Source organism: uncultured Tepidimonas sp. (genome assembly GCF_938045175.1).
GTDB lineage: Bacteria > Pseudomonadota > Gammaproteobacteria > Burkholderiales > Burkholderiaceae_C > Tepidimonas.
Genome location: NZ_CALIND010000001.1, coordinates 1 through 12,764, shown reverse-complemented (window position 1 = coordinate 12,764; position 12,764 = coordinate 1). Strand labels below are relative to the sequence as shown.

Annotated in this window: 9 protein-coding genes and 1 pseudogene; 4 read left to right on the top strand and 6 right to left on the bottom strand. The window is 62.5% G+C overall.

Annotated elements, in window-relative coordinates; genetic code table 11:
- From Q0716_RS00050 to Q0716_RS00040, 3 genes are all read right to left on the bottom strand, one after another.
- Positions 1 to 2,681, bottom strand: a 2,681-nt coding sequence (locus tag Q0716_RS00050) for a type I restriction endonuclease subunit R (RefSeq protein ID WP_299018333.1), incomplete at its 3' end; no start/stop codon positions are given.
- Positions 2,681 to 3,694: a virulence protein RhuM/Fic/DOC family protein gene (locus Q0716_RS00045; protein WP_299018329.1), complete on the bottom strand. Its 1,014-nt coding sequence runs from the start codon at positions 3,692 to 3,694 to the stop codon at positions 2,681 to 2,683. The genes Q0716_RS00050 and Q0716_RS00045, both read right to left, overlap by 1 nt.
- Positions 3,691 to 4,983 carry an RNA-directed DNA polymerase gene (locus Q0716_RS00040; RefSeq protein ID WP_299018327.1) on the bottom strand — a complete coding sequence of 431 codons (1,293 nt, stop codon included), beginning with the start codon at positions 4,981 to 4,983 and terminating at the stop codon, positions 3,691 to 3,693. The genes Q0716_RS00045 and Q0716_RS00040 overlap by 4 nt, the downstream gene beginning before the upstream one ends.
- Here Q0716_RS00040 and Q0716_RS00035 point away from each other — a divergent pair.
- Entirely contained in the window at positions 4,982 to 5,971 is a 990-nt protein-coding gene (locus tag Q0716_RS00035; protein ID WP_066708478.1) for an IS5 family transposase, read from the top strand. The two genes, Q0716_RS00040 and Q0716_RS00035, sit on opposite strands and share 2 nt — an antisense overlap.
- 475 nt (positions 5,972 to 6,446) lie before the next feature.
- On the opposite strand, the gene Q0716_RS00030 is transcribed toward Q0716_RS00035, so the two are convergent.
- The 3 genes from Q0716_RS00030 to Q0716_RS00020 form a co-directional block, all read right to left on the bottom strand.
- Positions 6,447 to 7,682: a restriction endonuclease subunit S gene (locus tag Q0716_RS00030; RefSeq protein ID WP_299018324.1), complete on the bottom strand. Its 1,236-nt coding sequence runs from the start codon at positions 7,680 to 7,682 to the stop codon at positions 6,447 to 6,449.
- Positions 7,683 to 7,736: 54 nt separating this feature from the next.
- Entirely contained in the window at positions 7,737 to 8,921 is a 1,185-nt protein-coding gene (locus Q0716_RS00025) for a Fic family protein (protein WP_124224214.1), read from the bottom strand.
- 67 nt (positions 8,922 to 8,988) lie between these two features.
- Positions 8,989 to 10,539, bottom strand: coding sequence for a class I SAM-dependent DNA methyltransferase (locus Q0716_RS00020; protein ID WP_299018320.1), 1,551 nt, complete (start codon positions 10,537 to 10,539; stop codon positions 8,989 to 8,991).
- A gap of 70 nt (positions 10,540 to 10,609) precedes the next feature.
- On the opposite strand from Q0716_RS00020, the gene serS reads away from it, so the two are divergent.
- The 3 genes and pseudogenes from serS to Q0716_RS00005 form a co-directional block, all read left to right on the top strand.
- Positions 10,610 to 11,938, top strand: a complete 1,329-nt coding sequence (gene serS, locus Q0716_RS00015) for a serine--tRNA ligase (protein ID WP_299018318.1) — start codon at positions 10,610 to 10,612, stop codon at positions 11,936 to 11,938.
- Between the two features lie 13 nt (positions 11,939 to 11,951).
- Complete coding sequence (locus Q0716_RS00010; RefSeq protein WP_299018316.1) at positions 11,952 to 12,512, top strand: sigma-70 family RNA polymerase sigma factor; 561 nt, start codon at positions 11,952 to 11,954, stop codon at positions 12,510 to 12,512.
- Positions 12,513 to 12,549: 37 nt separating this feature from the next.
- Positions 12,550 to 12,764: pseudogene (locus Q0716_RS00005) on the top strand (permease); the annotation flags it as partial.

Sequence of the window (12,764 nt, the reverse complement as noted above, 5' to 3'; positions counted from 1 at the left end):
TTCTCCATCTGCTGCACTTCGGCGAGGAATTCATCCGAGAGGATGGAGATATCGGGGTTCTTGATGCCCACCGCCTTCAAGATATCGACGATCTCGGTCGAGACCACCGCCCGGCTGACGATCTGCTGGATCGCCAACTCGCGCTCCCGTTGGCTGATGCCAGAGCCCGAGCCGCTCTTGACCAGCGCGGCACGGATGGCCTGGAAGAAGCCGACTTCCTCGCGGATGGCGCGGGCCTCATCCGAGGCCGCGGCCAGGGCAAACGCCTTGGACAAGGCCAGCACCGCGTCGGGGAAGCGCCGCAGCGCCGCTTTCTTGCCCTCGGGCGTGTGCTCTTGTGCGACCCATCGATGCTGCTGATCCAGAATCCACTCGATGGCCCCCGCCAGCACCGCCAGCCGCGCCTGCGGCGTGCCGGTGAGTGCTGGGTGGTAGTCGAATCCGTGGAACATGGCGCGCACGATCTCCACTTTCTCCAGCAGTACCGCGACCGCTTCGGCCTCGTCGATGCCGGTTTGTTCGCGGTCGCGCGGCGAATACTGCGCCAGCGCGTTTTTCAGGTTCTGCGCAATGCCGATGTAATCGACGATCAAGCCGGCGGGCTTGTCGCGAAAGACGCGGTTTACCCGCGCGATGGCCTGCATCAGCCCGTGGCCACGCATGGGCTTGTCCACGTACATCGTGTGCATGCACGGCGCATCGAAGCCGGTCAGCCACATATCGCGCACGATCACGAGCTTCAAGGGGTCGTTCGGATCGCGCGCACGCTTGGCCAGCAAATCCCGCCGCGCCTTGTTGCCGATGTGCCGCTGCCACTCGGGCGGGTCGCTGGCTGCGCCCGTCATCACGATCTTCACCACGCCGGCGTTGTCATCGTCGCTGTGCCAGTCCGGGCGCAGCCTGATGATCGCGTCGTAGAGCTTGACGCAGATGCGCCGGCTCATGCAGACGATCATCGCCTTGCCATCGAGCGCGGCGACGCGGTCTTCGAAGTGGCGCACGATGTCCTCGGCCACCAGCCGCAGGCGCTTGTCGGCCCCCACCAGCGCTTCCACCGTGGCCCATTTTTGCTTGACGCGCTCGCGGGTCGGCTCTTCCTCGTCTTCCAGCAGCGCCTCGATTTCCGCATCGATCTTCGGCTTTTCGTCCTCGGCGAGTTCGATGCGCGCCAGCCGCGATTCGTAGTAGATCGGCACCGTCGCTCCATCCTCGACCGCGCGGCTGATGTCGTAGATGTCGATGTAGTGGCCGAACACCGCCGGGGTGTTGACGTCCGCCGCCTCGATCGGCGTGCCGGTAAAGCCGATGAAGGATGCGTTCGGCAGCGCATCGCGCAGGTATTTGGCAAAGCCGTAGGAGACTTCGCCCGTCTTGGCGTCCACCTTGGCTTTGAAGCCGTATTGGCTGCGATGCGCTTCATCCGCGATCACGACCACATTGCGGCGCGTGGTGAGCGGCCCGTTGATCTCGCCGAACTTCTGTAGCGTCGTGAAAATCACCCCGCCCGAGGCGCGATTCAGCAGTTCCTTCAGGTGTTCGCGCCCCTCGGCCTGCACCGGCGTCTGCCGGATCAAATCGCGGCACATCGAGAAGGTCGAAAAGAGTTGGTCGTCCAGATCGTTGCGGTCGGTCAGCACCACCAGCGTGGGGTTTTCCAGTGCCGGGTGTTTGACCAACTGCCCCGCATAGAACGCCATCAACAGGCTTTTGCCGGAGCCTTGGGTGTGCCAGATGACACCGACGCGGCGGTCGCCCGGGCGTTGATCCTTGACCGAAGGCAGGCCATAGCGGGCCGGGTCTTCCCGCACAAGGTTCGCGGGCGGCATCGCGCGGATGGTTTGCTCCACCGCCTTCTTGACCGCATGGAACTGGTGGTAGCCGGCGATGATCTTCACCAGCCCCGCGCCGGTCTTGGCAAATACCGTGAAATCGCGCAGCAGATCGAGCAGGCGGCGATGCTCGAACACGCCTTCAATCAATGTCGAAAGTTCCGGCGCCCCTTTCGGGGCAACGTCCGTGCCGTCGGTGGTGCGCCACGGCATGAAGCGCTCGAAATCGGCCGAGAGTGACCCGACCCGGGCGGCGATGCCATCGGACGCCACCAGCAGCGCGTTGGTGTGAAACAGCGGCGGAATCTGCTGCTTGTAGGTCTGCAACTGGTGGAACGCGCCCAGGAGCGTTGCGTTTTCGCTGCCCGGCGCTTTGAGCTCGATCACCGCCAGCGGCAGGCCGTTGACGAACACCACCACGTCGGGTCGCCGCTTGTGCTGGCCGTGGATCACCACGAACTGGCGCACCGCCAGCCAGTCGTTGCGCTCTGGGCGCTCGAAGTCAATGAGCGCGACCTTGCCCGCCGTCAGCGTGCCGTCGTCCGCGTCGTATTCGACGTCCACGCCTTCCGTCATCAGTCTGTGCAGGCGGCGGTTTTCTTCGAGCAGCGAGGGCCGTTCCGACTGCGTCACCTTGCGGATCGCCTCCTGCCGCGCCGCCAGTGGCAGGTCGGGGTTGAGCCGCGCGACAGCGTCCTCGAATCGCTTCCGGAGCACGACCTCATCGTGACTCTCCCGCTCCGGCCGGCGTCCATCGGGGCCGATGTCCTCCTCGCGCTCGACGGCGTACCCCAGCGCGTGCAGCTGCTCCATCAGCGCGGATTCGAGGGCGGCTTCCGACAGAAACGCCATTACGGTTCTCCTAGCGTGACCGGCAACGCCAGCATGTTTTCGATCAGGCGGATCATCACGTCCTTGTTCTTGGCATCCGATTCGGCCACCAGCAGCGCGAGCGCGGCCAGACCCACGTCGTTGATCACCGGCTCGCCCGCGCGGATCAGCCGCCCGTTGCGGGCCAGAAAATCGACGAACAAAAACGCCCCAGTGCGCTTGTTGCCGTCGGAAAACGGGTGGTTCTTGATCACGAAATACAGCAGATGCGCCGCCTTGGTCTCCACCGTGGGGTAGGCCGGCTCGCCGAACACCGTCTGCTCCAGGTTGCCCAGAATCGCCGCGAAGGCATCGCCCCGCTCGCGCCCGAACAGGTCGGAGGCCTCGCCGCGTGCCATCAGGTCGGCCTTGAGCCGCGCGATCGCGGCGCGGGCTTCGTCCAGCGTGGGAAGTACGCCGCCGGGGCTGCCCTGGGGTTCTGCCAGCAGCCCCTCGTCATAGCGCTGCAGCCACAGAAAGGTTTGCGTGTAGCGGGCGATCACGTCCACCAGCCCGCGCCCCTGATCGGCGGTGAGGGCCTCGCCGGCGGCGGCCTTTTTCACCAGTTGCAATGCGGCTTCCAGCTCGGCGGCGTTCTTCTCGAAGCGCGCGCGGTCGAGCGAAAACCCACGGGTCAGATGCTCGCGCAGCACGCGCGTGGCCCACTGGCGGAAGCGGGTGCCTTGCAGCGACTTGACCCGGTAGCCGACCGAGATAATGACATCGAGGTTGTAGTACTCGACCTGGTAAGTCTTACCGTCAGCGGCAGTATGTGCAAATTTTGCACATACTGCCTCCCGCTCCAGCTCCCCTTCCGCAAACACGTTGCGGATGTGCTTGGTGATCACCGAGCGCTCACGGTGGAAGAGCGCGCTCATCTGCTCCTGCGTGAGCCAGACCGACTCCCGATCCAGCCGGACGTTTACCTGCACCGAGCCGTCCCCCGATTCATAGAGCAGTACCTCCCCTCTGGGAATACTGTTCGTGCCGCTCATTTGTAATATCCCCCGGTCACCTTGGATATAAACAGCTCCACTTCCTTCAATGGGATAACCGGGTCAATTGCGTTTCGAGCCGATGCATCCACAATCTTGGTCGCAACCATGGCCTCCTTAAGGCTTTTCGAACTAATCCACTCGCTGTTCCAAAGAGTTTTACTCCTTCCGGCCACCACCTCGCAAAGGGACTCCTCGTAATCGATGCTCTTGTCGAGCGGTAATGTTACACGCTGTAGCCAAACCTGCATGTGACCGGTATTAGGTAGCTGTGCAAATTTTTTCCGAATACGTCGGACAATGGCCAGTTTTTCGTCGTTGCCATCCACGAAGCTGAGCAACTTGCTCAGTAAGGCCGCACATATAGCGTAAGTTCTCGGGTTACGATAGGCAATATCAGCCACGATAGCGATCATTGGCAAATGATTCACCGCTAGAGATTTGGCTTCGGCAATAAGCTTGTGAAACTCGTTTAGCGCAATTACCAGACTACCCGAATTGGGGAAACAAGTCGCATGATCATGAATGATTAACAAATGCTTCTGCAGGCTCTTGACTGATTGCTTCCGGCAGATCCACGCGAGTTTGTCACTCTTGATTGAGGCGCGCACGATGTCGTTGCTCGCGTTCGTCTTGGCGGCATTAAGCTTCAATCCCAGGCTAGTGATTATCTCACTAATATGCTTGATGATCGCCTCACCGACCTGCGGGCTGTTAACGAAAACACGGTAGTCGTCTCGGTAGCGAAGTATCTGAAAATCTTCAATACCCTCTTCCTTAAGGCGTTTCGATAATTCAAGATCGGCAAAACCGAGCACCATCTCTGCGATGAAGTCCATTAAGACCGAACCCTGCGGAATTCCATTGGTCTGGCCGTGCCGCATGTCCTGGATATGCCGATCAATAACGTTGCCGAGGAGACCCCACTTTTTCCTGTTTTCAATCTTCTTGGCTTCATGTTTTGTATGCAGCGCCCACGCAATCGAATGTGTGTAAATCGCACCATAACAGTCTGTGACATCAGTCTGAATCATATAACCATAATCAAGCGCCAGCTCTATGGATCTCTGCTCGATTTCTTGCCACCAGTGGGAAACCTGTTCAGCGCGATCTTTTTGCTCCGATGACGATATGACGGGCAGGCTCAAGCAGCGAATTTTGTCGTTTTCGGAAAAAACATGAAAACGATCACGAATCAGCTGCCAGTTATCCTTCTCTGTTATGGAGTGCACAAGGGAAGGTCTGCAAAACCTTCCTGCCAGACTGCCGGGATGGGACAATAGCGACATGAAGCAGATGAGTCTGGAGGCGCCGATGTATACGGGCTTTGAGCTGCGCGCCAAGCGCACCCGCAAGCGTGCGTTTTTGGAGCAGATGGACCGTGTGGTGCCGTGGGCAGAGTTGGTCGCACTCATCGAGCCGTATGCGCCGAAGGCGGGTCCCAAGGGTGGGCGGCCACCCTTTGCGGTAGAGAAGCTGCTGAGGATTCATTTTTTGCAGCAGTGGTTTGGTCTGTCGGACCCGGCGGTGGAGGAAGCCTTGTACGACACGCCGCTGCTGGCGAGCTTTGTTGGTCTGGACCTGGGGGTGGATGTCGTGCCGGATGAGAGCACCATCCTGCGCTTTCGCCACCTGCTGGAGCAACACGGCCTGAGCCAGCGTATCCTCGAGACGGTCAATCGCATCCTGACCGAGCGTGGCCTCATGCTCAAGAGCGGCACCATCGTGGATGCCACGCTCATTGCTGCTCCCAGCTCGACCAAGAACGCCCGCCGTGAGCGCGACCCTGAGATGCACCAGACGAAGAAGGGCAACCAGTGGTACTTCGGCATGAAAGCGCACGTTGGGGTCGACGCCGAGACAGGGCTGGTACACACGGTGGTGGCCACCGCTGCCAACGTCTCGGATGTGACGCAGGCGCATCGGCTCTTGCACGGGCAAGAGACCGACGTCTTTGCCGATGCGGGCTATCAGGGAGTGGACAAGCGAGCGGAAAACCAGGGCAAGCAAGTCGCTTGGCACGTGGCCATGCGGCCGGGCAAGCGCCGGGCATTGGACAAGCGCACTTTTCTTGGCCAGGTGATGGATGCCTTGGAACGCACCAAGGCGCGCATTCGTGCCAAGGGTGAGCATCCGTTTCGGGTACTCAAATGCCAGTTTGGCTACCGCAAGACGCCCTATCGAGGCTTGGCCAAGAACGGCGCGCAGCTCAACGTCCTGTTTGCGCTGGTCAATCTGTGGCTGGCGCGCAAAGCCTTGCTGGCTGCGACGGGATAAGTGCGCCCGCAGTGGGCTCACTGGGGCCGGATGAGGCTGCAGAGGGCCCACGAAGGGGCTTGCTGGAGCCCAAGAACCGTTCAGCATCTGTTTCGATCCCATCCTACGAAACGATATTGACCCTGAACTCGTCGCCACGAACGAGTGGGCGGGGTAGTGCAGAGGTTCCCAAGCGAAACATAAATGGCCGGGTGAATAAGTTGAAATGGACGCCACGCATACCTGCCATCCTTGTTATGCAGAATTGTGTAATTAACATCATCAAACTCTCTCGGATTTGGTTTCATTAGGTCCGACAGCTTCTTGCCATCAAGCTCTTGATGAACACTATTGATTAAATCGCCAAAGACGATGTACGGCGGCAAGTCCATACTGCAATAGCTTTCCGGCTTGAGAAAGAAAGTGCGCGCTTCTTCGTGCGTTAGATCGAGAATAGATCGTCGGTTTGAATTATTATTCGGAAGCGTATTCTTGTTCATACTGCCGACTCCACGATACGTTCCGCGTGCTTCACCCGCAGTTCGCCGGAGATCAGCTTGGACAGCAGGGTGTCGCGGAGTTGGGCGAGGGTGCGGGATTGCTGGGCAATGTTCACCATTTGGTCGAATAGAGGTGAGATGAACGCATCGAAGTTTTTCATGTCGCTCAAGGGGGCAACAGCAATTCGTGCATCCGTGAGGTGCTTGCGTTGAATATGTCCCATCGTTGTTGCTTTGCCAGCCGCAATTGCGCGGAACGCCAGGAGGTGATGGAGCGTGGCGTAGTAGTAAAACCACTTCGGCACCTCATTGGAGGTGATTTTGAACAAGTGTTGATTCAACGCCCCCCGCCCACCACACCATATGACCACTTCCAGAGAGCCAGACCATGAGAACAATACGTCGCCATCGACAACAACATACTCAGGCTTGATTCGGGCGCTTGCACGGTCGGCACCATCCGTATTCCCTGCGCGTAGCTGGGCAATCTTGATGACCGGCAGAAACTCGTCGTCGCTTTCCGGCGGGAACTTCTGTAGCGCAAGACCGTTTAGATAGTTGGCAATCGAGTCAAGGGAGCGCATTTCCCACCCCTCCGGAATCTCCCCCAACTCCGATTCGACGAGCCGGTCGGGGAAGAGGTCGTAGAGGTGCGCGGGCAGGCCGGGCAGCGACTGGCCGCGCTGCCAGCGGCCTTCCATCTTGGCGCGCACCGGCTCGAAATCCACGAACCAGGCCTTGAACAAGGCGCGGGCCATCGCCTCCAGCGTTTCGTTCTGCTTGCGGTTGAGCTCGATCTTGTCGTCCAGCGTGCCGAGGATGTGGGCGATAGTGCGTTGTTCGGGGAGGTGTGGCACTAATATTTTGCGCGCGTGTGCTGCGTCACGGTTTAATCCCGGCACTGCGCTATCTGCATTCATGTGCTCCAAGCCCAGGGACTTCAACAAGTAGTACTTGAATCGAAGCACGTCCGGGTCGGGATCGATCACGTAGAAAGTAGTATCAATAGGCCAGCATGGTTTCGGGCTGTAGTGAACAGCGCCGACAGTTCCCTTCCGCCCGATGATAACCGTCTGGCTACAAGTCAGAGCTTTATCGTGAAAACCGACCACACCGTTTGAGCCAAAAACGGGAACCTCGCCGGAAAGATTGCGCCGATGCTCAGGCAATCCTTTGCCGTAATCAAATGGCGTGAACTCCCCCACAGTAGCCTCTCGCCACTCACCCACCATCCCCAACCTCCCTCAGATTCGCCTCGATCATCGCATCCCGTCGCGCCGCCTCGCTCATACCGCCCCCTCGCCCGTCTCCTCGAACAGCCGCACATACGGCTCGAAGCGGAAGCGCCGGTTGCGGGCGTAGCCGGTGATTTCGCGCAACAGGCCGATGCCTTCCAGTCTGGAGACGATCTGGTTGGCCCCGGCCGGGGTGAGCCCCAGCCATTCGCGCACGGTGGCCACCGAAACGATGGGGTGGTCGAACAGGCGGTCCATCACGCGTTGGCCGTTGGCGGCGGCGCGGCCCAGATGCTCGGTGATGCGGGCGCGGTAGTCCTCGCGCATGCGCAGGATCGCGGCGGCGGTGTGCGTGGCCTGCTGGCTGACGTCGATGACGCCATCGAGAAAGAACGCGAGCCACCCCTCCCAATCCCCGACGTCGCGCACAGCCTGCAGGCGTTCGTAGTACTCGCTGCGGCGCTGCCTGAAGTAGTGGGAAAGGTAGAGCACAGGTTTGGACAGCAGCCGTTTTTCGGTGAGCAGGAAGGCGATCAAGAGCCGCCCGATGCGGCCGTTGCCGTCCAGGAAGGGGTGGATGGTCTCGAACTGGGCGTGGGCAAGGCCCACCTGCACCAGCGGGGGCAGGCCGCCGCCGTCGTGGAGGAAGCGCTCCAGATCGGAAAGCGCCTGCGGCACCTCGTGCGGCGGCGGGGGCACGAAGGTCGCGTTGGCCAGCGTGCAACCGGCGGGGCCGATCCAGTTCTGGCTGGTGCGCAGCTCTCCCGGTTGCAGGCGGCCGCCGCGCACGCCCTGCATGAGCTGCGCGTGGATTTCGCGGATCAGCCGCACCGAGAAGGGCAGGTCCGCCAGCCGGTTCAAGCCGTGGTTCATGGCCCGCACGTAGTTGGCCACCTCATTCACATCCTTGGGTGTGTCGGGGTCGAAGAGCTGCGCCTCGGCTGCCAGCAGGTTCTGCAGCGAAGACTGGGTGCCCTCGATCTGGCTGGAGAGGACGGCCTCCTTGCGCACGTACATGAAGACGAAGAGATCAGGATTGGGCAGCGTGAGCACCGCCCCATCGAGCCGGCCGAGCGCGTAGTCGGCGGCGGAGAGCTTGTCGCGCAAGACGCCGCCGAGGTCGAGCGGCGGGTCGGGCGGCAGGGGTGCCGGAATGAAGGCCCGGTAGCCCGTGGGCTGGCGCAGGTAGCGCCCGGCGCGGGCTGCCTTGTTAGCGGTTGCGTTATTTATGGCCATTTGCGCGCCGCTTGGTTAACGTAGCGTTTATTATTGGGCGATTTGGCGGCCATATGCAACGCAGCGCTCAGAACCCGAACGCCCGCAAATTCGCCTCGATCGCCGCAGCCAGCTTGGCCGCCTCGTCCCGCTGCGCGCGCCATTGGGCCGAAAGCCGCGCCATCTTCTCGGCGAAGGGTTCGCCGTCGTCTTCCTGTTCCGCTGCGCCGACATAGCGGCCGGGGGTGAGGACATGGCCGTGTTTGCGGATGTCCTCCAGCGTGGCGGATTTGCAGAAGCCCGGCACGTCGGCGTACTCGCCCGCGCCGGGTTCGCCGCGCCAGGCGTGGTAGGTGTCGGCGATGCGTTTGATCTCGTCATCGGTGAGTTCGCGCCGGGTGCGGTCCACCAGCACGCCCAGCTTGCGGGCGTCGATGAACAGCACCTGCCCGCGCCGGTCGCGCCAGCCTTTGCCAGGGTTTTTGTTGCGGGCCAAAAACCACAGGCAGGCGGGAATCTGCGTGGAATAAAAGAGCTGCCCCGGCAGCGCGACCATGCAGTCCACCGCGTCCGCCTCGACCATCGCCTTGCGGATGTCGCCCTCGCCGGACTGGTTGGAGCTCATCGAGCCGTTGGCCAGCACCACGCCCGCCGTGCCGTTGGGCGCCAAGTGCCACCAAATGTGCTGCAGCCATGCGTAGTTGGCATTGCCCACGGGCGGCACGCCAAAGACCCAGCGTTTGTCCTCGCGCAGCCGCTCGCCACCCCAGTCGGAGATGTTGAACGGCGGGTTGGCCAGGATGAAGTCGGCGCGCAGGTCGGGCAGTTCGTCCTTGTGAAAGCTACCTTCGTTGTTCCAGCGGATGTCGGCATCGATGCTGCGCACCGCGAGGTTCATCTTGCAAAGCCGCCAGGTGGTGTAGTTGCTCTCCTGCCCGTAGATGGCAATGTCGCCGATGCGGCCGCCGTGCTCCTGCACGAACTTTTCACTCTGCACGAACATCCCGCCCGAGCCGCAGCAGGGGTCATAGACGCGGCCCCGGAACGGTTCGAGCATCTCGACCAGCACCCGCACCACCGAGCGCGGGGTGTAGAACTCGCCGCCACGCTTGCCCTCCGCCCCGGCGAACTGGCCCAGGAAGTATTCATACACGCGTCCGAGGATGTCCTTGGCGCGGTGCGCTTCATCGCCCAGCCCGATGTTTGACAGCAGGTCGATGAGCTCGCCCAGCATGACCTTATTGAGCGCGGGGCGGGCGTAGTCCTTGGGCAGCACGCCCTTGAGGGACTCGTTGTCCTTTTCGATGGCGCGCATCGCCTCGTCGATGAACACGCCGATGGCGGGATGTTTGGCGTTGGCGCGTAGGTGCGACCAGCGCGCCTCCTTGGGTACCCAGAAGATGTTGTCGGCGGTGTATTCGTCTTTGTCCTCCGCGGCGAGCGGGTCCTCGGCCATGAGGGCGGCATGCTTGGCCTCGAAGGTGTCCGAGATATATTTCAAAAAAATCAGGCCCAACACGACGTGCTTGTAGTCGCTGGGCTCCATGTTGCCGCGCAGCTTGTCGGCGGCTTTGAAGAGTTCGGCTTCGAAGCCGAGCTGGGCGCCTTGACCGGCAGGCGCCTTGGCGGTGCGGGGCATGTGTTCTCCCTATGTCGGTGCATGGGTCGTGGACATGTTAGCGCAACGCCCCGCCTACAATTGCGCCACCATGCTCGATATCGCCACCCTGCGCCGCGACCTCGACGCCGTCGTCGCGCGGCTCGAAACCCGCAAATCCCCGCAACCCTACCTGGACGTCGCCGCCTTCACCGCACTAGAGCACGAGCGCAAAGCGCTGCAAGTGCGTACCGAGGAGCTGCAGGCGCGCCGCAACAGTCTGTCCAAACAGATCGGCCAGCTCAAGGGCCGCGGCCAGCACGCCGAGGCCGAGGCCGCGATGGCCGAGGTGAGCGCCATCAAGGGCGAGCTGGAAGCATCGGCCGCGCGGCTGGAGCAGATTCAGGCCGAGCTGCAAGCGCTGCTGCTGGCGGTGCCGAACCTGCCGCAGCCCGAGGTGCCCGTGGGCCCTGACGAAAGCGGCAACGTGGAGCTGCGCCGCTGGAGCCCCACCGGCGGCCTGGGGGCGGATCCGGCGCCGTTGCCGTTCGAGCCGCGCGACCACGTGGCGTTGGGCGAGCGGCTGGGGCTGGACTTCGAGACGGCGGCCAAACTCAGCGGTGCGCGCTTTGCGGTGCTGCGCGGCCCCATCGCCCGGCTGCATCGGGCGCTGGCGCAGTTCATGCTGGACGTGCAAACCACCGAGCACGGCTACACCGAGTGCTACACGCCCTACATCGTCAACGCCGAGACGCTGCGCGGCACGGGCCAGTTGCCCAAGTTCGAGGCCGACCTGTTTGCTGCGAAGAAGGGCGGCACGGAAGGGGCGGACGACGGGGCGATGTACCTGATCCCCACCAGCGAGGTGACGTTGACCAACTTTGTGCGCGACACCATCCTGGCCGAGGATGACCTGCCCATCAAGCTGACGGCGCACACGCCGTGTTTCCGCTCCGAGGCGGGGGCGGCCGGGCGCGACACGCGCGGGCTGATCCGGCAGCACCAGTTCGACAAGGTGGAGATGGTGCAGATCGTGCACCCGCAGCACAGCCACGCCGCGCTGGAGGCGATGACGGCGCATGCCGAAGCCATCCTGCAACGGCTGGGGCTGCCCTACCGCGTGGTGCTGCTGTGCACGGGCGACATGGGGTTTGGCGCCGCGCGCACGCATGACCTGGAGGTATGGCTGCCGGCGCAGGGTACGTACCGCGAAATCAGCTCGGTGAGCAACTGTGAAGCGTTTCAGGCCCGGCGGCTGCAGGCGCGCTTTCGCAACGCGCAGGGCAAGACCGAGTTGGTGCACACGCTCAACGGCTCTGGGCTCGCGGTGGGTCGGGCGCTGGTGGCGGTGCTGGAGAATTATCAAAACGCCGACGGCTCCATCACCGTGCCCGAGGCGTTGCGCCCCTACCTGGGCGGGCTGGAACGCCTGGCCCCCTGAAGGCGCGGGCACCATGCCTACCCTGCTCGCCGCGTGGGCGCGTCATGAGGGCGAGTTGCGCCGCTGGCTAGCGGCGCGCTGGCCGCTGGCGTCCGAGGTGGACGATTTGTTGCAGGAAGTGTTCCTCAAGGCATGGCGACATGCCGACGGCTTCGAGCGGATCGCGCAACCCCGTGCCTGGTTTTATGAAGTTGCGCGCAATACGTTGACCGACCGCTTGCGCACCTTGCGTACGCACGAGCCGCTGCCTGTCGATATAGACGCTGTGCCTGAGCCCGACGCCGCGGTGGATCCCGTCGATCTGTTGGCGCAGACCTGTCTGCCGCGTGTGCTGGCCGAGCTCGATCCGCAGGACCGCCAAGCCATCGAGCTGTGTGACCTGCAGGGCATCAGCCAGCGCGAGTTGGCCGAGCGCCTGGGCCTGTCGTTGCCAGCGGCCAAGTCGCGCGTGCAGCGTGCCCGGCAGCGGCTGCGTGCCCGGATGGTGGCCGCTTGCCAGGTGGTGCTCGATGCCGAAGGGCATGTGCAGGATTTCGTGCCCCGCGACACGCGGGCGAGCGACGGCCGGTGTTGATGTGCATCCTTTTGGCAGAAGTTTCGTCTTCTGGGGTATGAATACCTCCATCGTCGCAACCCGTATTTCGCAGTGGCCCACCCGGCATCCGGTGGTGTTCGTGGTGCTGGCGGCGCTCGCTTGGTGGGTAGGCTACCGGATGCTGGTGCCGGCCTCAGAGGCGCTGGTGGCGGCGCTGCCGCTGGATGCGCACAGCCACCTGGGGCGCTCGCTGCAGTTTTTCTTTTACGACACGCCCAAGGTGTTGCTGCT

Coding starts and splice junctions, on each gene's coding strand:
- Q0716_RS00020 (WP_299018320.1), bottom strand. CDS start 10,539: ATGCCCCGCACCGCCAAGGCGCCTGCCGGTCAAGGCGCCCAGCTCGGC.
- Q0716_RS00010 (WP_299018316.1), top strand. CDS start 11,952: ATGCCTACCCTGCTCGCCGCGTGGGCGCGTCATGAGGGCGAGTTGCGC.
- Q0716_RS00045 (WP_299018329.1), bottom strand. CDS start 3,694: ATGAGCGGCACGAACAGTATTCCCAGAGGGGAGGTACTGCTCTATGAA.
- Q0716_RS00040 (WP_299018327.1), bottom strand. CDS start 4,983: ATGTCGCTATTGTCCCATCCCGGCAGTCTGGCAGGAAGGTTTTGCAGA.
- Q0716_RS00030 (WP_299018324.1), bottom strand. CDS start 7,682: ATGGTGGGTGAGTGGCGAGAGGCTACTGTGGGGGAGTTCACGCCATTT.
- Q0716_RS00025 (WP_124224214.1), bottom strand. CDS start 8,921: ATGGCCATAAATAACGCAACCGCTAACAAGGCAGCCCGCGCCGGGCGC.
- Q0716_RS00035 (WP_066708478.1), top strand. CDS start 4,982: ATGAAGCAGATGAGTCTGGAGGCGCCGATGTATACGGGCTTTGAGCTG.
- serS (WP_299018318.1), top strand. CDS start 10,610: ATGCTCGATATCGCCACCCTGCGCCGCGACCTCGACGCCGTCGTCGCG.